This is a genomic window from Flagellimonas eckloniae, from assembly GCF_001413955.1.
Taxonomy (GTDB): domain Bacteria; phylum Bacteroidota; class Bacteroidia; order Flavobacteriales; family Flavobacteriaceae; genus Flagellimonas; species Flagellimonas eckloniae.
Genome location: NZ_LCTZ01000002.1, coordinates 468,547 through 491,247, shown reverse-complemented (window position 1 = coordinate 491,247; position 22,701 = coordinate 468,547). Strand labels below are relative to the sequence as shown.

General features: G+C 37.4%; 26 protein-coding genes and 1 riboswitch. Of the genes, 10 read left to right on the top strand and 16 right to left on the bottom strand.

The window, feature by feature from the left end; translation table 11 throughout:
* Positions 1 to 25 precede the first annotated feature (25 nt).
* Positions 26 to 679 carry a TrmH family RNA methyltransferase gene (locus tag AAY42_RS02130; RefSeq protein WP_055392359.1) on the bottom strand — a complete coding sequence of 218 codons (654 nt, stop codon included), beginning with the start codon at positions 677 to 679 and terminating at the stop codon, positions 26 to 28.
* 44 nt (positions 680 to 723) lie between these two features.
* Here AAY42_RS02130 and AAY42_RS02125 point away from each other — a divergent pair, with 44 nt between their 5' ends.
* Positions 724 to 1,425, top strand: a complete 702-nt coding sequence (locus AAY42_RS02125; RefSeq protein ID WP_055392358.1) for an SIR2 family NAD-dependent protein deacylase — start codon at positions 724 to 726, stop codon at positions 1,423 to 1,425.
* Here AAY42_RS02125 and AAY42_RS02120 read toward each other — a convergent pair.
* Positions 1,388 to 1,861, bottom strand: coding sequence for a heme-binding domain-containing protein (locus AAY42_RS02120; protein WP_055392357.1), 474 nt, complete (start codon positions 1,859 to 1,861; stop codon positions 1,388 to 1,390). The two genes, AAY42_RS02125 and AAY42_RS02120, sit on opposite strands and share 38 nt — an antisense overlap.
* A gap of 32 nt (positions 1,862 to 1,893) precedes the next feature.
* Here AAY42_RS02120 and AAY42_RS02115 point away from each other — a divergent pair, with 32 nt between their 5' ends.
* Both AAY42_RS02115 and purB read left to right on the top strand, forming a co-directional pair.
* Complete coding sequence (locus AAY42_RS02115; protein WP_055392356.1) at positions 1,894 to 2,457, top strand: hypothetical protein; 564 nt, start codon at positions 1,894 to 1,896, stop codon at positions 2,455 to 2,457.
* A gap of 55 nt (positions 2,458 to 2,512) precedes the next feature.
* Entirely contained in the window at positions 2,513 to 3,856 is a 1,344-nt protein-coding gene (gene purB, locus AAY42_RS02110; RefSeq protein ID WP_055392355.1) for an adenylosuccinate lyase, read from the top strand.
* 143 nt (positions 3,857 to 3,999) lie between these two features.
* Here the strand turns inward: purB and AAY42_RS02105 are convergent, their stop codons facing one another.
* The 11 genes from AAY42_RS02105 to AAY42_RS02055 all read right to left on the bottom strand — a co-directional run bounded on the left by AAY42_RS02105 (position 4,000) and on the right by AAY42_RS02055 (position 11,724).
* A complete protein-coding gene (locus tag AAY42_RS02105) occupies positions 4,000 to 4,869 on the bottom strand; it encodes a YHYH protein (RefSeq protein ID WP_055392354.1) in 870 nt (289 codons plus the stop codon).
* Between the two features lie 422 nt (positions 4,870 to 5,291).
* Entirely contained in the window at positions 5,292 to 5,633 is a 342-nt protein-coding gene (locus AAY42_RS02100) for an avidin-fold protein (RefSeq protein WP_175288711.1), read from the bottom strand.
* Between the two features lie 12 nt (positions 5,634 to 5,645).
* The gene (locus AAY42_RS02095; RefSeq protein WP_055392353.1) at positions 5,646 to 6,152 is read right to left on the bottom strand and encodes a GNAT family N-acetyltransferase; all 507 of its coding nucleotides are present in this window, start codon (positions 6,150 to 6,152) and stop codon (positions 5,646 to 5,648) included.
* Between the two features lie 232 nt (positions 6,153 to 6,384).
* A complete protein-coding gene (locus AAY42_RS02090; RefSeq protein WP_082433299.1) occupies positions 6,385 to 7,068 on the bottom strand; it encodes a TonB-dependent receptor plug domain-containing protein in 684 nt (227 codons plus the stop codon).
* 379 nt (positions 7,069 to 7,447) lie between these two features.
* Positions 7,448 to 7,885, bottom strand: a complete 438-nt coding sequence (locus tag AAY42_RS02085) for a YybH family protein (protein ID WP_055392351.1) — start codon at positions 7,883 to 7,885, stop codon at positions 7,448 to 7,450.
* Positions 7,886 to 8,090: 205 nt separating this feature from the next.
* Positions 8,091 to 8,909, bottom strand: a complete 819-nt coding sequence (locus AAY42_RS02080) for a mechanosensitive ion channel family protein (RefSeq protein WP_055392350.1) — start codon at positions 8,907 to 8,909, stop codon at positions 8,091 to 8,093.
* A gap of 145 nt (positions 8,910 to 9,054) precedes the next feature.
* Positions 9,055 to 9,594, bottom strand: coding sequence for a DUF4252 domain-containing protein (locus AAY42_RS02075; RefSeq protein ID WP_055392349.1), 540 nt, complete (start codon positions 9,592 to 9,594; stop codon positions 9,055 to 9,057).
* Between the two features lie 32 nt (positions 9,595 to 9,626).
* The gene (locus AAY42_RS02070; protein WP_055397683.1) at positions 9,627 to 10,169 is read right to left on the bottom strand and encodes a DUF4252 domain-containing protein; all 543 of its coding nucleotides are present in this window, start codon (positions 10,167 to 10,169) and stop codon (positions 9,627 to 9,629) included.
* 89 nt (positions 10,170 to 10,258) lie between these two features.
* Positions 10,259 to 10,798, bottom strand: coding sequence for a DUF4252 domain-containing protein (locus AAY42_RS02065; protein WP_055392348.1), 540 nt, complete (start codon positions 10,796 to 10,798; stop codon positions 10,259 to 10,261).
* A 10-nt stretch (positions 10,799 to 10,808) separates the two neighbouring features.
* Complete coding sequence (locus AAY42_RS02060; RefSeq protein WP_055392347.1) at positions 10,809 to 11,228, bottom strand: hypothetical protein; 420 nt, start codon at positions 11,226 to 11,228, stop codon at positions 10,809 to 10,811.
* The gene (locus AAY42_RS02055; protein ID WP_055392346.1) at positions 11,215 to 11,724 is read right to left on the bottom strand and encodes an RNA polymerase sigma factor; all 510 of its coding nucleotides are present in this window, start codon (positions 11,722 to 11,724) and stop codon (positions 11,215 to 11,217) included. Before AAY42_RS02055 ends, AAY42_RS02060 begins: the two co-directional genes overlap by 14 nt.
* A 210-nt stretch (positions 11,725 to 11,934) precedes the next feature.
* Between AAY42_RS02055 and AAY42_RS02050 the strand changes: the two genes are divergently transcribed.
* On the top strand, positions 11,935 to 13,401 hold the full coding sequence (locus AAY42_RS02050; protein WP_055392345.1) for a S41 family peptidase: 1,467 nt from the start codon (positions 11,935 to 11,937) through the stop codon (positions 13,399 to 13,401).
* A 25-nt stretch (positions 13,402 to 13,426) separates the two neighbouring features.
* On the opposite strand, the gene AAY42_RS02045 is transcribed toward AAY42_RS02050, so the two are convergent.
* Both AAY42_RS02045 and AAY42_RS02040 read right to left on the bottom strand, forming a co-directional pair.
* Complete coding sequence (locus tag AAY42_RS02045) at positions 13,427 to 14,362, bottom strand: ABC transporter substrate-binding protein (RefSeq protein ID WP_055392344.1); 936 nt, start codon at positions 14,360 to 14,362, stop codon at positions 13,427 to 13,429.
* 17 nt (positions 14,363 to 14,379) lie between these two features.
* The gene (locus AAY42_RS02040; RefSeq protein ID WP_055392343.1) at positions 14,380 to 16,236 is read right to left on the bottom strand and encodes a TonB-dependent receptor plug domain-containing protein; all 1,857 of its coding nucleotides are present in this window, start codon (positions 16,234 to 16,236) and stop codon (positions 14,380 to 14,382) included.
* 71 nt (positions 16,237 to 16,307) lie between these two features.
* A riboswitch (cobalamin riboswitch) is annotated at positions 16,308 to 16,529 on the bottom strand.
* A gap of 55 nt (positions 16,530 to 16,584) precedes the next feature.
* Here AAY42_RS02040 and AAY42_RS02035 point away from each other — a divergent pair.
* The 6 genes from AAY42_RS02035 to AAY42_RS02010 all read left to right on the top strand — a co-directional run bounded on the left by AAY42_RS02035 (position 16,585) and on the right by AAY42_RS02010 (position 21,928).
* A complete protein-coding gene (locus tag AAY42_RS02035; protein ID WP_055392342.1) occupies positions 16,585 to 17,742 on the top strand; it encodes an ABC transporter substrate-binding protein in 1,158 nt (385 codons plus the stop codon).
* Positions 17,743 to 18,774, top strand: coding sequence for a FecCD family ABC transporter permease (locus AAY42_RS02030; RefSeq protein WP_055392341.1), 1,032 nt, complete (start codon positions 17,743 to 17,745; stop codon positions 18,772 to 18,774).
* The gene (locus AAY42_RS02025) at positions 18,774 to 19,553 is read left to right on the top strand and encodes an ABC transporter ATP-binding protein (RefSeq protein WP_055392340.1); all 780 of its coding nucleotides are present in this window, start codon (positions 18,774 to 18,776) and stop codon (positions 19,551 to 19,553) included. Before AAY42_RS02030 ends, AAY42_RS02025 begins: the two co-directional genes overlap by 1 nt.
* 115 nt (positions 19,554 to 19,668) lie before the next feature.
* On the top strand, positions 19,669 to 21,012 hold the full coding sequence (locus tag AAY42_RS02020) for a DNA recombination protein RmuC (protein ID WP_055392339.1): 1,344 nt from the start codon (positions 19,669 to 19,671) through the stop codon (positions 21,010 to 21,012).
* A 3-nt stretch (positions 21,013 to 21,015) separates the two neighbouring features.
* The gene (locus AAY42_RS02015; protein WP_055392338.1) at positions 21,016 to 21,381 is read left to right on the top strand and encodes a hypothetical protein; all 366 of its coding nucleotides are present in this window, start codon (positions 21,016 to 21,018) and stop codon (positions 21,379 to 21,381) included.
* Between the two features lies 1 nt (position 21,382).
* The gene (locus AAY42_RS02010) at positions 21,383 to 21,928 is read left to right on the top strand and encodes an acyl-CoA thioesterase (protein WP_055392337.1); all 546 of its coding nucleotides are present in this window, start codon (positions 21,383 to 21,385) and stop codon (positions 21,926 to 21,928) included.
* Here the strand turns inward: AAY42_RS02010 and pgl are convergent.
* Positions 21,925 to 22,638 (bottom strand): 6-phosphogluconolactonase, encoded by a 714-nt coding sequence (gene pgl / locus AAY42_RS02005; RefSeq protein ID WP_055392336.1) that lies wholly within the window; start codon positions 22,636 to 22,638, stop codon positions 21,925 to 21,927. The genes AAY42_RS02010 and pgl overlap by 4 nt on opposite strands.
* Positions 22,639 to 22,701 lie beyond the last annotated feature (63 nt).

Sequence of the window (22,701 nt, the reverse complement as noted above, 5' to 3'; positions counted from 1 at the left end):
GGTTATTGCTAAAAATACAAAAAAGTCATTTTTCCAGGTAACGCCCGATGATCCCTTCCACGTTTTTAATGGATTTTTTGGTCCAATCCAATTGCTTTTCCAGTATTTCAATATCCGAAAGTTGCCACTCAATATCAGTTTTTCTGAGTTTTTCCATCAACTCCTGTATAATGATAGCCGCCGAGACAGAAATGTTCAAACTCTCCGAAAAACCCACCATGGGTATTTTTAAAAACCCATCCGCATTTGCCATTACCTCATCACTCAACCCTTCTTTCTCCGTACCAAAAAACAAGGCTGTTTTTGTTTTCAATTTAAAATTAGAAAGCAAACACGAATCATTGTGTGGGGTCGTCGCAATAATTTGATACCCTCTTTGCCGTAGTGTAGATATACATTCAGATGTGGTTTGATATCTGTTTACATCCACCCACTGCTCAGCTCCCATGGCAATATTCTTATCGAGGCGCTCTCCAAACCTGCCCTCAACAACATGCACCTCCTGAACTCCAAATGCATCACAACTACGTATCACGGCACTCGTGTTATGCAACTGGAAAACATCTTCAATTGCAACCGTAATATACTTAGAGCGGTTTTGTAGTACCTCCAAAAAGCGTTGTTTCCGATCTTCCGTAAGAAAACCCTCAAGATATGTCAACAAATCATCGTCAAACATAAATCACAAGATAACGAAAAATGAAATTCTTATTTTTATGACCAATGAGTGGAAAACAAAAAATCGTTGTGCTAACCGGTGCCGGTATGAGCGCAGAAAGTGGTATAAACACTTTTAGGGATTCAGATGGATTATGGGAAGGGCATGATGTTATGGAAGTTGCTTCACCTCAAGGGTTTGCAAAGAATCCTGAATTGGTTTTGGATTTTTACAACCAAAGAAGGCGACAGCTTTTAGAGGTTTCCCCAAATGCCGGACACAAAGCCCTTGTAGACTTGGAAAAATGGTTTGATGTGAACATTGTAACCCAAAATGTAGACAATCTGCATGAACAGGCGGGAAGTTCCCGTGTAGTGCATTTGCACGGCGAATTGTTTAAGGTTAGAAGCACAGCAAACGAAAATCATGTGCTAACCTGGAAAAAAGATTTGATTCTAGGAGATTTGGACGAAAACGGTCATCAATTACGGCCACATATTGTCTGGTTTGGTGAAATGGTTCCTATGCTGAAACCGGCAATCGATATTACATTGAATGCCGATATCCTGATCATTATTGGGACTTCAATGCAAGTTTATCCAGCAGCAAGTTTGATAAATTATGTATCGGACCAAGTGCCTATTTACTTTGTGGACCCAAAACCTAGTGTAGCTAAGTCAGATTTTAAGAATCTGACCGTAATACCTAAAACAGCTGTAAATGGAGTGCCTAATCTTGTTGCAGAGCTTTCTGATATGGTAACCTAGCCTGTCGTGCCCATTCCAATAAGGTTTTCACCTGGTTTTCGGTAAGTTTGGCTTCTTTGTGTGTCCATGTATATTCATCTAACGGCATTTTTCCTTCCTCAACCTCTTCTATAAGTTCGTCTAATTTATGGTCCTTCTTTTTAGCCGAGTAATTTTGCCAATCGGAAAAGTTTAGGTGCTTCTTCCCATCTCTAATATGATCGTCCAACCAATAGGAAATCGGAGCTACATTGTTGTACCAAGGGTACTCTGTATGGTCACTGTGGCAATCATAACAAGTGGTTTTTAAAATTTCCTTTACTGACTCATTTGGTTTTGTTTCAGCTTCAAAAATTGCTAAATAATCCCCACTTGCCGTGTTTTTTTCAGGTCGATAAAATTGCATTCCAATAAAAATGATCAAGAGTACAATTCCTATTTTTTTTATTACTTTCATCAACTAAGTGTTTTTAGTAAAAATAGTATTTTGTGACCGAACAACAACTCCGCACCTCATTAAATTCAAAGCGACTTTCCAAAATAGAAATCAATCAATTGGTGGTCCAACTGTTGGAATTTCCTGAATTAACATCTTGTCTTCTTCAGGAGATATATATTGAGGACAAACAAGGCACCTTCAATGCAAGTTGGGTGTTTGATCATCTCATGCGAAAAAAATTACAATATCTACTCCCCTATTTTGATGAATTTGCCCAAGGACTCAGTGGGCTTCAATCAGAATCCTGTATTCGACCTATGGCACACGTTTGTCAATTGGTCTGCGAGGCCTATTTTGAGCAGAAAAGCGCCCCATTTCAAAAGCATATCAACGCTATCCAACTTGAACTGATGCTAACCACCTGTTTTGATTGGTTAATAGGAGAACACAAAGCCGCGGCAAAAGTCTTTGCTATGACAAGTTTATATCATCTGGGAACAAAATATGACTGGGTACACCCAGAACTAAAACTTGTATTGGAAGACACAATATCCTCTGGAAGTGCCGGATACAAAAACAGGGCGAAAAAAACCTTGGATATGCTCAAGGAATAAAGGCACTAAACTCTATGACTTTAAGTATCTTTGATGCTTTCAAAATTTGAAAGCAATGTCCTTGAACCAACTAAGTGCCATTTCCCCGATTGATGGCCGTTACCGAAATAAAACAGAAGCCCTAGGTGGCTATTTTTCAGAAGAAGCACTCATTAAATATCGGGTGCAAGTAGAGATCGAATACTTTATTGCACTCTGCGAAATTCCGCTTCCGCAGCTAGCGGATTTTGATACCTCCAAATTTTCTGACTTGCAGAAAATCTATCTTGATTTTTCTTCGGAAGATGCGACTGCTATAAAAGAAATTGAAAAAACTACAAACCATGATGTAAAGGCTGTTGAGTATTTCATCAAGCAGAAGTTTGATGGTTTGGGACTTGAAAAACACAAAGAATTTATCCATTTTGGTCTTACTTCACAGGATATAAACAACACCGCTATTCCACTTTCCATCAAGGAGGCCATGAACAATGTTTACGTACCGCTCTATTTTGAGGTATTTGAAAAATTAAAAGCATTGGCCACAGAATGGGCGGCCATCCCCATGCTGGCCCGGACCCACGGACAACCGGCCTCCCCTACTCGATTGGGAAAAGAAATCGATGTTTATGTAGAGCGATTGAAAGAGCAGTTTAATTTATTAAATGACATTCCCAGTGCTGCCAAATTTGGTGGGGCAACAGGAAATTACAATGCGCACAAAGTAGCTTATGCAACCATAGATTGGAAAGCTTTTGGACAACAGTTTGTTCAGGAAAAATTGGGATTGCACCATTCGTTCCCAACCACTCAAATTGAACATTACGACCACATGGCCGCCTTGTTCGATTGCCTAAAACGGATCAATACAATCTATATTGATTTAAATAGGGATTTCTGGACCTATATTTCCATGGATTATTTTAAACAGAAAATCAAAAAAGGGGAAGTTGGCTCTTCGGCAATGCCACATAAGGTAAATCCCATCGATTTTGAGAATTCTGAGGGAAATTTGGGTCTTGCCAATGCCTTGTTTGAACATTTGTCCGCAAAACTTCCGGTTTCACGCTTACAGCGTGACTTGACCGACAGTACGGTACTAAGAAATGTGGGCGTTCCTTTTGGGCATACTCAGGTAGCTTTTTTATCCACTCTTAAAGGTTTGAACAAGTTGGTGTTGAACGCAGAAAAGTTTGAAGAAGACTTGGAAAACAACTGGGCCGTGGTAGCAGAGGCCATTCAAACCATATTGCGACGAGAAGGCTACCCAAATCCCTATGAAGCCCTTAAAGGTCTTACACGTACCAACGAAAAAATAACCCAAAAGTCCATTGCGGACTTTATTGATACATTGGAGGTTTCGGGTACTATAAAAGATGAGCTCAAAAAAATAACTCCAGCGAATTATACGGGGGTTTAAGAAGTTTTTCAAAAAACAGCTGCTGAATTTGGATTTTCACGAGTATTATAAAACCAAGCAATTAATTGTTTAATTGAGGTTTTGTTCAAACTATTGTAAATTCCTCTAGTATGTCTTTTTTAATTTTTAAGGACGTGTTGTTTTTACAAGATAGTGTTTGGAGAACCCATAAAATCGCCACCGAAGAGCACAATTAAATTTCCAAAATAATATTCATTTACAATGTGATAGTGATAAAATTCTTCGCCATTACTGTGCTGTGTAGCTCCAAGATGTCCGCCTGATTCATCTAAATCCGAAGGATAAGAGCCATCCATCTCTCTTCTGCCATAAATTAAAAACCCATCTGCCATAATCCCTATTAATTTTTCATCATCATGGGAGAGCGTAGTATTTTCAGGAACATCCATAGACTCTGAGTGATAGTGATAACCCGAGGGGCCAACATGGCCTCCGGCATAATCAAATGTTTCTGCAATCTTTTCTTCCAAAGGTCTGCCTGGCCCTTCAGAATCATTAAAAATAGGTACACCAGTTACGGCAATACCGATAGCGCCCAAACTTGTAGCTGTACTCCTTACAGCCAATCCTGGTGCAGCGGGCACAGTGAGCGTATGACTACGATCGCGATGGCTACCCATACGACCTGGCGTTTGGGCAATGGCAACTACAGGTTCAATGTACAGAGAATCAGTTTCTTGCCAATATGGTGTGGTATGGTTAGGAAAACCAGTTGAAGAAATTGTGATTTCATCACCATCAAATGAAATGGTTACCGAATTAGGATTAAATTCATCAAATGCAGATAAAGGCGTGGCTTTACCTGGAGCTGTAGGCACAGCTACATATTCTCTTCTACCTCCTTCAGGTCGTCTTCGATCTCCTTCAGGTGGTCTCCAATCTTCTTCTAGTTGTTCGCCACCTATTTCTTGTTTTCCTTTACTACTTAATCCACCGCAAGAACATAATAGTAGTGAGCCCAATACAAAGAATGTTATTTTCCTATAGATCATATTTTTTGGTTTTATAGTTAGATGTTATTTTAATTGAAAACTTGTGGTTTTTTATTTTTCATTAGTTAGAAAGTATTCTTTTCTAAAGGATAATGTTCCTCGATTATTGTTGTAGTCAGAGAATGGAGGGTCTTTGAAAAGGTCAAGCTAATAATGTTGTGGATGGGCTTAGTTTTACCATGCATCCAGAGATTAAGATATCGTTCGTTTTTAAGGAACTATATCAACCTCGTGAATTCTATTTAAAAACGTAGATTATTTTGATAGATAACCCTTTGGGAAGAATACTATTCAATTAATAATTTGAAAAAGGAAAATCATACTGTGCTTTAAGGTATCTTTTAAAAGAACAGGTATACTGAATCTGGATTACACTTATCGTGTTTATTGGCAACTGGCTTTTCTGTTTTACTTAATTCGAGTTATATTTCTTCCAAAATGGATTTTCCGCTCGATTTATCGCCTGAAGTCCATTTCCAATCTTCGTAAAGTCTGATTTTTCCATTAGGTAGCAGCTCTGGTTTTGAGTGACAAATTCCAGTCATTAATTCTCCTTTTTTATTCACTTGGTGATACCTCATTTCGATGTTGCCATTTTCGTCCACAAGCCCAATTAAATGACCGCTAAGAACTTGTCCTCCATTATATATAGACGTTAGAATGTTTTCTTTTTGTTTGTATATAAAAATCGTTTCGGCTGTAGTTTCTCCGTTTTCAGTATTTTCAACAGGACTAAATCTTTTATTATTGTAATTTATTATCATATCGATTGTTGTTCAGATTATTGACTTTTGAAAATAGCATACTTCTCCATTTTTATAATGTTCTGGCAATCCATTAGTGTTTTCAAGTCGTTTGGCACCTAAAAATTCAAATCCGAATTTTCTATAATGACTTATTAAGCCTTCATTTAAACCAACAGTATCCATTCTGATAAACTTTAGGTCTTTGTTTTTTCCAAATTTATTCGCCCAGTCAATTAGTTTTATAATCAAATTTTGACCTCTAAATTCGGGGTTGGTAGCAATCCGATGAATATATAACGAAGGCTCCTTTTTGTTTCCCCAAATCAATTCGTCATTCAGAGTTGTAGCCCATATACAAGCAATTTTTTCGTCAATCAATAATTTCCATTGTCTGTTTTCTTCTATTTCATTTAAGACTAATTCCTTTGAAAATTCAGGCCAATAAACTTGATTTTTTGATTTCATATATTCAGTTGCTATCCTGTATAAATTAAATATTTCAGAGATATCAGTAAGTCCGCTATTTTCAATTTTCATGTTGTTTAGTTTTTTTGACTACTGTGGTTTTAGCTTATTGCCAACATTAAGCTAAGGACTGTTTTAATTGTCTTTAGTAGCAGATACGTGAAGTTCGGAAATTTTAATGTAAAAATACAAATGTGCTATTTTCCAAATACTGCCTTTTCAACTCAACAGGTTGAAAAAAACAACCCAACATGTTATACTGGGTTTAGTAGGGCTTTTTAAGGTCTAAATAAAATGTTGGATATTAATCAGTACCTTTTTTGGTAGTTATAAGGATTACTCCATTAGCGCCTCGAGCTCCATAAGAAGAAGCGGCAACCCCCTTTAACACCGAGACATTTTTAATGTTTTGGGGAACTAAATTTTTTAACCAATGACTCGGTTGAATAATCCTATCGACTACAATTAAAGCCGCCCCATTTCCATTGATAGAGTTTTTGCCCCTAATTATAACATCTGACCCGCTAACCGCAACATTGGGAATTTGGTTTAATATTTGGTAAACACTGTAAAAATCTGCATACCTTTGGTCATCAGGGTTTACTGATGTAACCGCATTGAGGTTCTTTCCTTCTTTTACATGTCCGTATGCAACTGCAAGTTCTTGGTTCTTTGGATTGGGTTTAAGTTTAAGGTTTATAAAAGCCGTTGTTGTATTTTCAGTAACTCTAAAGGTTTGTGAATTAAAACCTTTGGCACTCACCCTAATTTTATCGCCAGGCAAACAGGTAATTTTAAAAACACCGATTGTATCAGTCAATACCACTTCCTTTGTTCTTACTACTTTAATATTGGCTTTGGCAACATGAATATCCTCAAAAGTTGTAACAACACCTTCAATCATTCTTTCTTGAGCAGTTGAAATTGTAGGGTAAAAAAGTACGAACCCAACAAATAGCAAAAACCTTAGTAGCATTGATTTTCTCATAAGTATTATTTTTTTATCGATAAATCCATTACTGGTTAGTAGCAATCATACCTAAATTATATTGGTATAAGTTACATAATAAAGTGCATTTTTATTTGATTGGTAGCTTTTCAATCCATCTATAACTTCAGGAATTACAAAATACATTAAGGTATCTTAAAAAACGGCTACTGAATTTGGGTTACACTTATCGTGTTCGTGTATGGTTTGTTGTGGAATTACAGCTTGCGTGTGCAACTGAAACTCCGAGGAAAGACGCGAGCAGTAAGGCTCTAATTTTTCCGATAGACAAGATAGTAATCTGTTGGAGGTTTTCCTTGTCTTAACCAACTTAGCAATTAACTATACAAGTTGTTGACTGCAATTTGTATTAAGTTTTTCAATCATAAACAAACTTCCATGTTCCATCTTTTTGTCTTTTCCAGACTGTGTGGAAAATTCCTTTATTCTCTTTTTTTATTCCTAAAGAATCTAAATAAGTGAAAATATAATTCCCATAAGTATAAGCCATATCACCATTTTTACTAACGTCAACAAAAGTAGGAGTCCATGATAGAGATTCATTCGGTCTGACATCCTTTTCATACCATTTGCCAATAGTGGTTTTTCCTTTAATTATGTTTTTTCCTCTTTTTATTACCCCATCTTCTGCAGCAAAATATGAAAAGGCTTTAGCTAATCCGTCATTTTGAGCCATGTCATTGAAAGATTTTTCTACACTCATGATTTCAGTTTTCCACTTTTCAATATCTGAGTTTGCTTCGGGTTTTTTACAACCAATTAAAAGAGCAAGAAATAAAAATGATAAAGTTTTCATATTTAAAATAATTTGACCTCAAATTACTGCCAACGTTAACTAAGGACTGTTTTAATTGTCTTTAGCAACTTATACGTGAAGTTCGGGAATTTTAATGTGAAAATCCAGATATGCTTTTTTCCAAATACTACCTTTTTAAGTCAAAAGGTTGAAAAAAAGAGCCCCAGCATAGAATACTGGGGTCCAATTCAAAAAAATGTTTTCTTTATTTCGATACTTTTTGCACCTCTACCTCGTGTGGGTATGGAATTTCAATGCCTGCTTTATCAAGTGCAAGTTTACAACCTTCGTAGGTAGCAAAATATACATCCCAATAGTCTTCTGGTTTAGAGAAAGGTCTAACAGCAAAATTCACTGAACTATCGGCCAGTTCCAATACATTTACAGATGGAGCAGGTTCTTGCAAAACTTTTGGGTTAGATGTCAAAACTTCCATCAACACCTCTTTAACTTGTTTTATATCCTCTTCATAGGCTACTCCAATAACGGTATCTACCCTAATTTTTCCTTCAGCCGTATAATTGGTAATATTTCCATTGGCCATAGCGCCATTGGGTACTATTAAGAGTTTATTCTCTGGAGATACTAATTTAGTTGTGAAAATCTCAATTTCTTTTACCACTCCCAAAACACCTTGCGCTTCTACCAAATCCCCTATTTTATAGGGTTTAAAAATCATGAGCAAAACCCCTCCAGCAAAATTGGAAAGCGATCCCTGCAATGCTAAGCCTATTGCAAGACCGGCAGCGGCAATTACGGCTGCAAAAGTTGTGACATCAACCCCTAATCTTGAAATAACAATAATTATCAAGAATATTTTTAAGGCCCAAGAGACTAGATTCAGTAAAAACCGTTGCAAGGATTCATCATACTTGCTTTTTGACATTACTTTTCTTGCTGCTCCAATAATCTTTTTGATTATCCAGGAACCTACAATATAAATGAGAATTGCGGTAACCAATTTGGGGCCAAACTCTTTGGCCAATTCCAAACCGTAGTTCATCCATTCTTGTGCTTTTTCCATAGTTTTTGTAATTTGTTAGTGTTCTTACATTGAGACACTAATATAAAAAGAAGGTCACAGAAAATCCTTTGATTTTAAAATTTTGAAAAATAAAAATCCCGAATAACCTAAGCTATTCGGGATTCACATATTTGGATGGTTTGGTTTATCCTTTTAAAAATTCTCCTATTTCTCCCAAGCCTTCTCCATCAAAATCAGATTTTTGAATGGCCTGCATCAATTGGGCAATATGGGCAGGATTCATGTTTTTTCCAAGAACACGTACCAAGGCAAAGCCTTTTTCCTTACTGTCTCCATAAATAATGACCTCATCTATGGCATCTTCATCCCCCAAATATTTAATGACGCCTTTACCATATGTTGAATTGATTTTCATCAACTCTACAAACTCATCATTCTTAAGAATTTCCTTAACTTTTGCTTTCTCCATTTTGTATTCGGCCACATTATCAGCGGTTTTTTTGAAAGCTAGAAGGTTAAACTTGCGCAAGGATTCCACAGCTTCCTGCTGTTTATCCGTTAAGTTGGCACCTTCCATTTTAAGAATGCTTGCTGGAACATCAACTGCAATGAAATTAGGATTTTCAGAATTGTCTACATAATATTCCTGTAGACTTTGTTGTGAGGAACAAGAGGCCAAAAAAACCAATCCCATTACCAATACTCCTTTTAAAATATGTTTCATCTATTCTTTTTTTGATTGATTTTTAATCCCTATCAATGTTTTTCACCCACTTTGTTCAATCCGTGGTGCAAATCCATTTTTTTTGTCAATGCACCAACTTTGGTCAAATCAATATCGCCGGTCATCGTCAATAAGACTGTTTCAAAATTATGATATCCTTTATTTCGCTTATTATCCTCTATCCCTGTGACAAACATGAGTAACTCCTCAACATGATCATCATCTTTCCCATTCCTAATATAAAACCTAAGATTGGTATCCCCATCCCTAACCTTCATTAATTCCTCCAGTTTGGACGACCTAACATATTGTTTCATAGTCGTAGTCATATCTGCAGCGGCACCTTTATCTTCAGACATAAAAATTTTAATAGAATTGATTCCTCTTGCCAATTCTACAAACTCCTTGCTTTCCTCATCTGAATTATTGGCCATAGCACTTGCTACAATACCTAACATCCCTTTACTAATGGTTATGGAGCCAACTCCATCAGAATCTTCAAATTTGTCAAATATGGATTGTGAAGAAAGCTGAGCCGATACCAACACGCAAATTAATACGATTAAATTTTTCATGAATATTGTTTTTGATTGATTGATTTTATAGTTGTCAGCTATCAATTTCCAGTTGACAGAAAATTTATTCTCTGCCAACCGAAAACTGTTTATTGCTTCTTACCTGCCTTGTTCAGTTCATCTGGCAAGTTCATCTTATTGGTCAACGAATTGATTTTGTTTAAATCAATATCCCCTGTTAGTGACAATAAAACGGTTTCAAACTTTCTCCCGTCGGCTTCCACATCCTTCAGACCAGTAACGAACATTAACAACTCACTTACATGATCGGAATCCCGGCCCTCTTTAATATAGAACTTAACATTGGCATCCTTGTCCTTTACACGCATTAACTCTTCCATAGTTGAAGACTTAAGGTATTTGTTCACGGAAGCTTTCATATCCGCCCCAATAGCTTGATTGTCCGTAGTGAACACTTTTAAACTTTTAAGACTACTGGCAATATCCATAAAATCCTGAGCTTCCTTATCGTCAACCTCAACATCTATCTTTGCCAATAGATTGAACATGCTCTTGTTCACCACTACCGAGGTAACGTCATCCAAATCTTCGAATTTATCGAACAGTGATTGCGAAAAACCTGAAAGTGGTAGTACGGCTATTAAAATGATTAAAATATTCTTTTTCATTATTTACGATTTAATTATTGTTATAAATTTTTTGTTTCGCGACTTCAAACTCCTGCAAATAGGCCACCTTTTCTGTGCCTTTTCCAAAATTATCCGCTAAGAGTTCAAAAGCCTTTTTTGTCTCATTATAGGCATATTCTGCCTGTTTTCTCTCTTGGTATTCATTACCAAAATAGATGCCAAAGGTTAAAACTGCTACGGCCGCTACGGAAATCCATTTGTAATAGTTTCTTCTAGGTTTTAATGGAACCTGCTTGGTATACCGCTCTTCCTTGGCGTTGGAAAAATAGTTGAACATGGGTCTATACTGCTCCAGATGTGTTGCTACACTTTCTTGGGAAAAATACGCCTGTAATGTTTTTTCCTCTGCAACAGTTGTTGTTGCATCGAAATACTTTTCCAATAATTTTTCTATGTTATCCAATTCCATAGCTATGTTTTTTTATTAATTCTTGTCGTACCATTTTTCTTGCTCTTGACAGTGCTACTCTAACTGCTGTTGGTTTCATATCTAAAAGCTCACATATTTCCTCAAACTCATATTGCTCTACATCTCTCAATTGCAATACCATTTTTTGTTGTTCTGGAAGTTCTTCCATAATGCGCTCCATCCAAGCAATACTATCTTCAGTCTCCAGTTGTCGTTGCAATGATGTTTTTTCATCCTCATAATTGCTATGGACCAACTTTAAGTTACCAGCCTGCTTGGATTTTAATCGGTCCAAACAGAAATTCTTGGTCATAGTCATCGCAAAGGCCTCCACATTTTTATATTCTTCCATGGCTTCATTTTTTGACCATAGTTTTAGCAAAATTTCCTGTGTGGCATCTTCTGCTTCTTCCCTAGAAACCAATAAACGTTTGGCCAACCTAAAGAGCTTATCCTTAAAGGGCATCACCACGTTTAAAAATTCGGCCTGTTTCATTTAGTTTTTTAGTTGTTGGTAAGCTATTTAATTTTGCCTACATAATCACGACGACACATATCGAATTTTGTTACAAAAAATTTGTAATCTCCTTTTATGTCTCTATTTTGTATCCAAAAATTGTAAGAATTTATAATTTTATCCCACATACCTACTATCCTTCTTTATTTAAGTGGAACGATAATTGATGATTTTTATCAAAAAAAAGCTATGAAAAAATACTTGATCCCCTTATTTGCGCTGTTGCTTTTTAATATTGGCTGTAAAAGTGATGACGATGGAATTGTCAATACAGAAACTCCAGATCCTGATCCGGGTTCCGATGTTATTGCCCAAAATTTTATGTGGCAGGCAATGAACCTATGGTATTTTTGGCAGGGAGAGGTTAATGATCTCTCAGATACAAGGTTTGCAAATGATACTGAGTTTACGGAATTTCTTGAGCAAAACTCCGACCCTTCAGATTTTTATTTTGATGTGCTCCTGTTTGAGGAGGACCGCTTTAGTTTTTTAAATGAAAATTACGAGGAATTGGTAAGCAATTTATCAGGAGTTTCAAAAAGTAATGGTTTGGAGTTTGGTCTTGTTCAGTTTTCTGGTAGTGAAGATGTTTTTGGCTTTGTTGAATATGTTCTACCTGACTCTGATGCATCAACAAAAGAGATAAAAAGAGGCGACATTTTCACAAGGGTTGATGGTCAACAATTAAATCTTGGCAACTATATAGATTTGTTATTTGGTGATAACGATACCTACACTTTGGGATTGGCAGACATTGAAAATGGTACAATTACAGATAATAGTACGGAAGTATCCCTTACCAAAATTGAGAATCAAGTAGAAAATCCAATTTTGGTAGCCAAAACTTTGGATGTGGGAGGTACAAAAATTGCTTATCTCATGTACAATAGGTTTTTAAGCAACTTTAATGAGGAATTGAATGCTGCTTTTGGCCAATTTGTTGCCGATGGAGCTACAGAATTGGTGTTGGACATGCGTTACAATCCAGGTGGCTCCGTAAATACCTCACGTTTATTGGCGAGCATGGTTCATAGCACGGACACTGATAAACTTTATATACGACAACGTTGGAATGATAAAATTCAAGTGCAACTGAGTTCAGCCCAATTAGAGGATTATTTTGCAAGTTCAACAGGAGTGACTGCTATCAACACCCTGAATCTAAGTAAGGTGTATGTGTTGGCCACCAACAGTTCGGCTTCGGCAAGTGAACTTGTGATGAATGGATTGGCACCCTATGTTGATGTGGTGCACATTGGGGAAACTACCCGTGGCAAAAATGAATTTTCCATCACTTTGGTCGACGACCCAGAAGGAAGTTTCATATATAATGAAGATCGTGAAGATGAAATAAATTCAGAAAATAACTGGGGTATACAACCCTTGGTAGGAAGGAATGAAAATGCTGATGGATTCTTTGATTATACTTCTGGTTTGGCCCCGACATATGTGCTTGAAGAAGATTTGGCGAATTTAGGAATCTTGGGTGAACCCGATGAGCCACTGTTAGCCAGAGCAATTGAGGAAATTACAGGAGGGGTTAGCAAACGAAGCTTTGCTGTAGAAATGCCCGCAAAAAGTTTTACAAGCTCAAGGATACAAACTCCTTTAAAGGATAATATGTATTTGGACAAACCTCTAAATTTGAACAAATAAAAAAAGCGGCTAAAAAGCCGCTTTTTTATTGAACTACTTTTATCTTGAACGGTGTATACTTATTCATTAACCTGTCCGGTACCTTCAATACATCTCGATGAAAGAGACCTGCCAAAAGCTCAATTCCATCAACAAGGGTATTGGCAGAGGACTGGGTGAACATATCAAAATCTGCAATAAAAACGGCATTATCCTGAACTGCTTTTAGGTTACCCCAACCTTCTTTCTCGGTTAATATGTGCATTTCTTCCAAAGTTCGGTTGACAGTAAAACCGCAAGGAGCTATAATCAACACTTCAGGATCATACTTTACAATTTTATCCCATTGCGTCACAATACTGTCTCCCGAGGGATTGGAAAGCATATCTACTCCCCCAGCGTATGCTATTTGATGTGGAATCCAATGACCACAATTAAAAATGGGGTCTAACCATTCCATAAGCATAACCCGTTTAGGAAGCGCTTTCGTTTCTCTTAACGTATCAATAACTGTATCGATACGTTTATGTAGACGGTCCAAATAGGTGTAAGCCACTTCTTCCCTACCTATTGCCTTGGCAATGGTGATAGCCGATTGAAAAACATCATCCAATGACTCTGGACTTATTGAAATCAATTCGGGTTGTTTTTCAAGATTTGCTACAGCTGCAGCTGTACATGCTGTATCAATTTGGCAGATATCACACATATCTTGGGTAAAGATGATATCCGGAGAAATCTGCTCCAAAATAGGTTCGTCAACATAGTACAGGTCTTTGCCTTGATGTTTGCTGGCAGAAAAGAGCGCATCAATCTCTTGACTGGACAGGTTTTTTCCTTCCAAAATACAGCGAACCACAGGTTCTTTCTCCTTTAAGGCTTGCTCTGGACACTCAAACGTAACTCCATATAAATGCCCATCCAAACCCATATCATAAATCATTTGGGTAACAGCGGGCATAAAAGAACAAACCTTCAACATAGTATCAAATTAATCAATTACAAGCTTAGATTAAAACCAGCGCTAATATTTCTTCCTTTTGTAGTAAAGCCAATAACCTCTACAAATTCCTCATTTAAGAGATTATTGGCATTGATGAACAACTTAAAATTATCGCACAGTTGGTGTTCTGCATAGAGATTCACCAACGAAAAAGGTTCCAATGCAACGTCTTCAAAAGTTCTAAAGTCCGTATCAAATCGATCTCCTGTGTATTGATACGTAAGAGAAACATAGGTTTTATCCGAAAATGCGTACGCAAAAGAAGCGTTGACCTTATGTTTTGGAATACGGATAGCATTATCTCCTTTACGCTCTGTAAAGGCATAGTTTATATCTACAGTCGAGGTTGATGATGGCTTCCATGTTATTTCGGTTTCAATACCAGTAGCATCTATCTCGTCAGAAATATTGGCGCTTATAAAATTTTCATCTGCACCAATTCTATTTCTTTCATTTCTATTAAAATAAATAGTACTTAACCGTAACTTATCATTAACGGCATATTCCACTCCGCCTTCAATTGTCCTATTTTCCTCAGGTTCTAAATCCTCATTTCCAAAACTGCTGAACAATTGTGTTAAATTAGGCGTAATGTATGAAGTGGCATAAGAACCTAACAGCTTTACATACCCATTGGTTGTAGGAAAAACGTAAGATGGATTAAAGTTGTAGACTAAGTGATTTCCATATTCGGAATGGTTATTGAACCTTGCCCCAGCGTTAAGATTAAGACCAAAATCTGATACAAAAACCACGTTTGCATAAGGGTCTAAAATAGTCTGTTCCTCAGTATCCGTAAAAATAGCTTCGTCTTTTAAATAGTCAACACCCACAACGGTATAAATCTTGTCCGCATAAACATATTTGTTATAAAGATTCAGTACAAGATTCTTTCCTTCTGATAAACTTTCTCCAAAAGTGGATTTGGAATCCGTTTCATAATCGGAATAAGCGGCATTCACATGCAGTGAACCTTTTCCATATGTAAAGGACGATGAAACGCCTATTCTTTCTTGGTCCAATTTGGTTTGATTTGGTGCTTCGGTAAATGAAGCATCAAACTCGGTGTCATATTTGGTTTGATTTCCATAAACATTTAGTTCAAATTTTTCCGAAAATTGATAGCCAAGCTTAATAGTGGTGCTAAACTGTGAAAAACTATCTTCCTCATTTTCCGGAGTGGTCGCTGCCGATATCCCATCGGAATATCGATTTGAAAAGCCTACGCTATAGCTAAACTTATTTAAGCTGCCATTCACCAAAGCGCTGTTGGCAAAACTCGCTAGGTTATAGTTTTGATCATCTGAGGTCTGATTTGTCCCTACAGTAGATTGGAAATTTCCAGAAACCTGTTCCTTAGAACTTTTCTTTGTAGTAATATTGATGACAGCGGTTGCCGCATTGGTACCATAAAGCGTACTAGCTGCTCCTTTAATAATCTCAATGGATTCAATCTCTGGTGTTGATAGCAGTCTTAAATCGTACTCAGCAGAAAAAGATGAAGGGTCCGCCACTCGTACTCCATCAATGATAATCAATACTTGCTTGCCTCTACCGCCACGGGCAAAAACACCAAATACAGAGCCGTCACGCCCCCTGCTTCCCGTAATTTCAATACCACTTTTAATATTGATAAGCTCTGTAATCGTTCTTCCTTGATTACGCTCCAATTCTTCGGCGGTAATCTTGACAACCGTTTTTCCTGAATTTTCACGTTTCAACTCAAATCGTGAATCACTCACAACAACCTCATCCAGTTGTTGAATTTGAATGGAATCTTGCTGTGAATTTTGTGCAAAGAGACCTGTGCCTGCTAAAATAGCAGCGCATAACAATAAATTACCTTTTTTCATTTCGTTTACTAGAATAAACGGGAGAATAGTATGTCTGTACCCATACGTAAACCTTTATCCCGAAAGTTTAACATGTTTGTTTGAATTTGGCAGGTCTCCTGACTTGCTCAATGTTGTTTTGCCTTCCCATTCCAAAAGAACAGTGGCTTTGAAGAAAACAACATCCTCCTAAGAGGTACCAAATCAAGTTTGGTATAAACTTACAGTTGCGGGAACAGTTCCGGATTTACACCGGATTCCCTTTTAATCGCACGATAAAAATCTTCGTGCAAACCAAAATTCAGCGCGAATGTAATCATTTTGTTTAATCTTTTTTTGAAAAAGTTAAATAACCTTACATTTGGGGCTATGTCCAAAAAACAGTTTTTAACACAAGTGTTTAGCATTCTATTTGTTGTTATTTTTTCTGGTTGCACGGAAAAAAAGAAGTCGCTACACGTTGAACAAATACAAAAAGAATCTGCACTTCGGTATGCAACGGGATTTTCTATTGAGGAAAACGATAATTTTAAAGTTTTGGAAGTTACTTCTGCTTGGCCTGGGGCAGAAACCAAGTTCACCTATGCCCTTGTTCCCAGAGAAAAATTGGCTTCCATCACACTTCCAAGAGATGCTTACGATGCTATAGTGCCCGTTCCAGTTGAAAAAATGGTCATTACATCCACCACGCATATTCCCTCACTGGAAGCTTTAGGGGTATTGGACGCTGTAGTAGGTTTTCCTAATACTGATCTGATTTCTTCTCCTGAAGCAAGAAAACGAATCGATTCCGGATCCATAAAAGAATTGGGAACCAATGAAGAAATAAATACAGAAATTGTTTTGGAGCTAAATCCTGAAGTTGTTATTGGATTTGGCATCAACGACACCAATAAAGCCTATGAGACCCTAAAAAGATCGGGTATCCCTATAATTTATAATGGCGATTGGACAGAGTCCACTCCTTTAGGTAAAGCTGAATGGATTAAATTTTTTGCACCTTTTTTCAATAAAGAAAAAGCGGCCGACAGTATTTTTAATCGCATTGAAAAATCCTATACTAAAGCCAAAACCCTTGCGCAAAAAGCAACACAAAAGCCAACAGTTTTAACAGGTGGACTTTATAAGGATGTATGGTATGTTGCCGGTGGAAATAGTTGGATGTCACAATTTCTAAAAGATGCAAATGCCAATTATTTATGGGCAGATACTAAAAAGACGGGTAGCATTGGACTAAGCTTGGAAGCCGTTTTAGAGAAGGGAGTACAAGCCGATTTTTGGTTTAACCCTTCCTTATATACTACCTACGAAGAGCTTCATGAAGCCAATTCGCATTATCAGAAATTTTCAGCATTCACTAATAAAAAGATATTCTCAAATGCTATAAATAAAGGTGCAACGGGCGGACTTCTTTTTTATGAGCTGGCTCCCCAACGACCAGATTTGGCATTGCTAGATCTTATTTCCATTTTGCATCCGGAACTTTTAACGGATCACAAGCCTCAATTTTATTTGCCCCTGCGCTAAATGAAAGAACCCAAAATATATCGTATTTCCTTTGTGCTTCTTATCCTAGCATTGCTTTTTGCATGGATTTTGAACATAAGTTCGGGTTCCATTGCAATACCATTTAAAGCTATGCTTACTGTTCTCTTCGGTGGCAAAGTTGACGTTGATTCATGGAATTATATCATTTGGAACTATAGAATTCCAAAGGCTTTTACTGCTATTTTGGTGGGTGGAGGGCTTTCCATAAGCGGATTACTGATGCAAACCTTGTTTCGCAACCCACTAGCAGGACCTTTTGTTCTGGGTATCAGTTCCGGAGCCAGTTTAGGAGCCGCCCTACTTTTAATGGGGACTTCATTGATTACCGGTTTTACTTCTTTTACATTCTTAAATGATGCTTCACTTGCCATAGCCTCTAGTATTGGTAGTTTTTTGATCTTATTAGTTGTAGTGCTTGTTGCAAATAGAATAAAGGATACCATGGCACTATTGATTATTGGTTTGATGTTCGGGAGCATTACTGCCGCCATTGTAAGTGTTTTAGCTTTTTTTTCCGATGCGGAGAACTTACAACGCTTTGTCTTTTGGTCCTTTGGAAGTGTTGGAAACCTATCAGCGCAGCAAGTAATGTTACTCGGTGGAATTGTTGCTCTAGGAGTTTTATTGAGTATTCTTTCCATTAAAACGTTGAATACCTTTTTATTGGGAGAAAATTATGCTCAAAGTCTAGGCATTTCATTAAAAAAATCAAGACTACTGATTATATTGGCTACGGGATTGTTAGCAGGCGTAATTACTGCCTTTGCAGGGCCTATTGCTTTTGTGGGCTTGGCTGTACCACATCTAACCCGACAAATTTTTGACACCATGAATCACCGAGTGTTGATACCCGCAGTTTTTCTTTATGGAGCTATTTTAATGCTGCTTTGCGATACCATCGCACAACTACCGAATTCAGCTAATGTGCTTCCCATAAATGCAATAACTTCCATGGTCGGAGCACCAGTCGTTATCTGGTTGTTGGTACGAAAACGTAAAATGTTGTTTTAATGTCGGAACAGAAGAAGGTAACCATATCAACCCAAAATCTAGCAATTGGATATAAAACCAAAACCGTTGCCAAGGACATCAATTTCTCTTGTAATGCCGGAGAATTATGTGCAATTGTTGGCATCAATGGCGTGGGTAAATCCACATTGCTGCGAACTCTGGGTAATCTACAACCAAAACTATCAGGTTCAATCAGAATAAAAAATAAAGCTACAAATGAGTATTCTTCCTCGCAATTGGCTCAAGAGCTTGGTATAGTGCTAACAGAACAACCCTCTTCTAAAAATCTTACCGTTGAAGAGCTCATTGCTCTGGGAAGACATCCCTATACCAATTGGATTGGCTCCTTATCTTCTTCGGATAAAATGTATGTTCAACATAGTTTGGAGGCATTTTTATTGAATGATCTACGCCACAACAAATGCCACGAGTTAAGCGATGGTCAATTGCAACGTGTATTAATTGCCCGAGCAATGGCACAGGATACTCCCTTGATTTTGTTGGATGAGCCAACTACCCATCTAGATTTATACCATAAGGTTCAAATTCTAAAATTGTTGCAACAATTAGCTCATGAAAAACAAAAGACCATCATCTTTACCACCCATGAAATTGATTTGGCCATTCAGTTATGCGATACTATATTGATATTGGATGGAGTCAAAAATACTTTTGGAGAACCTTGCAAACTAATTGAACAAAAGCATTTTGAAAAGCTATTCCCAACCGAAATGGTAAAGTTTGATGCCAAAACCGGTTCTTTTAAGGTGAATAAGTGACACAGGTCATTTTGAACCGAGTTTTATAGAGCGTGAGAAATCTATATTAGATTCCTCTTCGCTTCGTTCCCTCGGAATGACATTAATATTATCTTTATCCAGTGAAACAAATTCTATGAGCAACGAATTGATTTATGTAATTGTAGGAGTGTTGGCAATAGCAATTGGCTTGTTTTTGGGCATGTATATCCAAAAATTAAAGACCAAATCCAATGAAAGTGTTTGGAGCGAACGGGAACAGCAATTGAACAGTACAATCAACAACTTAAACAATAAGTTACTTACTGGAGATGAGGAGAAAAAACAAATACAATCCGAAAAAGAACAGCAGGGGAATCAAATAGTTCGTTACCAGGCCGATTTAGAAAATCTGCAGCGCATTAATACGGAACAAAAGGAAGAGGTAGAGAAGCTACAGGAAAAATTCACCAAGGAATTTGAAAATCTGGCCAATAAAATTCTTGATGAAAAAAGCACCAAGTTTACGGAGCAGAATCAAAAAAACATAAAACAAATTTTAAACCCGCTTCAGGAAAAAATTCAGTTGTTCGAGAAAAAAGTGGAAGCCACCCAAAAGGAAAACATCAGTATACATTCTGCATTAAAAGAGCAATTGCTCAACCTTCAAAATCAGAATCTTAAAATTACCCAAGAGGCAGAAAATTTAACCAAGGCCTTAAAAGGAGATAGTAAAATGCAAGGAAACTGGGGAGAATTGGTTTTGGAGCGTGTTTTGGAAAAATCTGGTTTGGAAAAAGATCGCGAATACAGCGTGCAACAAAGCTTTACCCTTGAAGATGGAAGTCGTGTTTTACCAGATGTAATAATCCACCTTCCAGATGGTAAAAAGATGGTGGTAGATTCCAAGGTTTCATTGACCGATTATGAACGTTATACCAACGCCGAAGATGAACTCAAGGAAAAACATCTAAAAGACCACATCAATTCGTTGAGGAAACATGTAGAGCAGCTCTCGGCCAAAAAGTATGAGGATTTGTATGAGATGGAAAGCCCTGATTTTGTGTTACTCTTTGTTCCTATTGAACCTGCATTTGCAGTTGCAATAAATCATGATAACTCCTTGTATAACAAAGCATTCGAACAAAATATCGTTATTGTTACTCCATCCACCCTATTGGCTACGTTACGAACCATAGACACTATGTGGAACAATGAAAAACAGCAAAAAAATGCTATTGAAATTGCACGACAAGCAGGTGCGCTTTATGATAAGTTTGAAGGGTTTGTAACCGATCTGACCAAAGTGGGCAAAAAAATGGACGAGGCAAAAACAGAATACCGTGGTGCCATGAACAAATTGGTGGAGGGTCGTGGGAACATTGTTACCAGCATTGAAAAATTAAAAAAAATGGGAGCGAAAGCAAAGAAGTCAATTCCAGAACCCATTTTAAAACGTGCTGAAGAAGATGATTATGAAGAACCAACCCTTGAACTGTAAATAATGAGAAAAATTCTATTTATAGGTATTTCTGTTATCCTTATGGGAATTGCTGCTTACTTTGCCTTTATCTATTATGTCCCGTTTAGTGAGGGTTATCGCTCGGGAGAGTTAATCAAGTTTAGTAGAAAAGGTGTTTTGGTGAAAACTTGGGAAGGGCAAATAAGCCAAGGAGTATCGGGGACAAATATTTTTTCCTTTTCGGTTGAAGATAGTCAAGAAGAAGTCATTGAAAGTATGAAGGAATATCAAGGTCGATACGTGAAAGTCACCTATAAGGAACGGTATTCCACATTCTTTTGGTTGGGCGATACCAAATATTTTATCACAAACGTGCAACCCGAAGCATCGCCACATTTCAAAAATTAGCATGAAAAAATTCAAGACATCCCAAGAATCAAACGTGGCCATAACTGAACTTATGCTTCCCTCCCATTCCAACTTTGGCGGAAAGGTACACGGAGGACATATTTTAAATTTAATGGACCAGATTGCATTTGCCTGTGCTTCAAAACATTCGCAAGCCTATTGCGTAACTGCTTCCGTGAATCGGGTAGATTTTTTAAACCCCATTGAGGTTGGGGAATTAGTTACGCTGAAAGCTTCCATTAATTATACCGGAAGAACTTCTATGGTGGTGGGTGTTCGGGTGGAATCTGAAAATATTACGACTGGGAAAACCAAACATTGTAATTCCTCGTATTTTACAATGGTTGCCAAGGATACCAATGGAAAGAATATTGTTATTCCGGGTCTAATTTTGAACAATAAACAAGGGATACGGCGTTTTGCAAGAAGTATGGAACGAAAGGCTTCAGCTAGTTCAAGGGACAACAAATATGAATCTTCAAATTTTAAAGTGGACGAATACCTGGAGTATCTTGCCAAGGAAAATGTACAACTGGATTTAGATTAATTCAGTCCAGAAGCGGCATCTTCATCCAAAAACCAAATTAATTTCCCAGAATTTGGGTTTACCAAAGAAGCCGGATACGTTTCATAGCTTTCTCCTTTTTCAAGAATAGCCGTTACTTTTTCTGCTTTTCCCGAACCCGTAACCAAAAAAGCAACTTCTTTAGCCTTGTTAATGACTTCACCATTGATAGAAACCCGTTTTTGACCCGAATCTGGATGCGTGGCCACTACACAATGATCTTTAGCATTCCAAAGTTCAATTTCATGTGGAAAAATTGATGCAGTATGGCCATCATCTCCCATTCCCAGAATCACCAAATCAAATTGCGGAGTACCTTCCACTCTATCCAAATTGATTTCCAAAAGGTTCGCATAACGCATTGCTTCCGAAATCGGGTCGTTTTCCCCTAAAATTCTGTGGATGTTTGTTTCAGGGATTTCAATCTTGGAAAAAAGATGTTCCAATGTCATTTTATAATTACTATCATCATCAGTTGGCGCTACACAGCGCTCATCCCCCCAATAAAAATGAATCTCTCTCCAGTCAATTTTATCACCGTAATCCGAAGCAAGTACATCAAATACTATTTTAGGAGTGCTTCCCCCGGATAGCGCCACATGGAAATTGGATTTCCCTTTCACCAATTCAGCAAAATAGTCTGAAAACTGTTGGGCTACTTCGTTCTTATCTTTATATATTTTTAATTCCATAACAATTGATTGATTAGTTCTCGACTGCGCTCGAACTGACTACTGATAACTGATAACTGATAA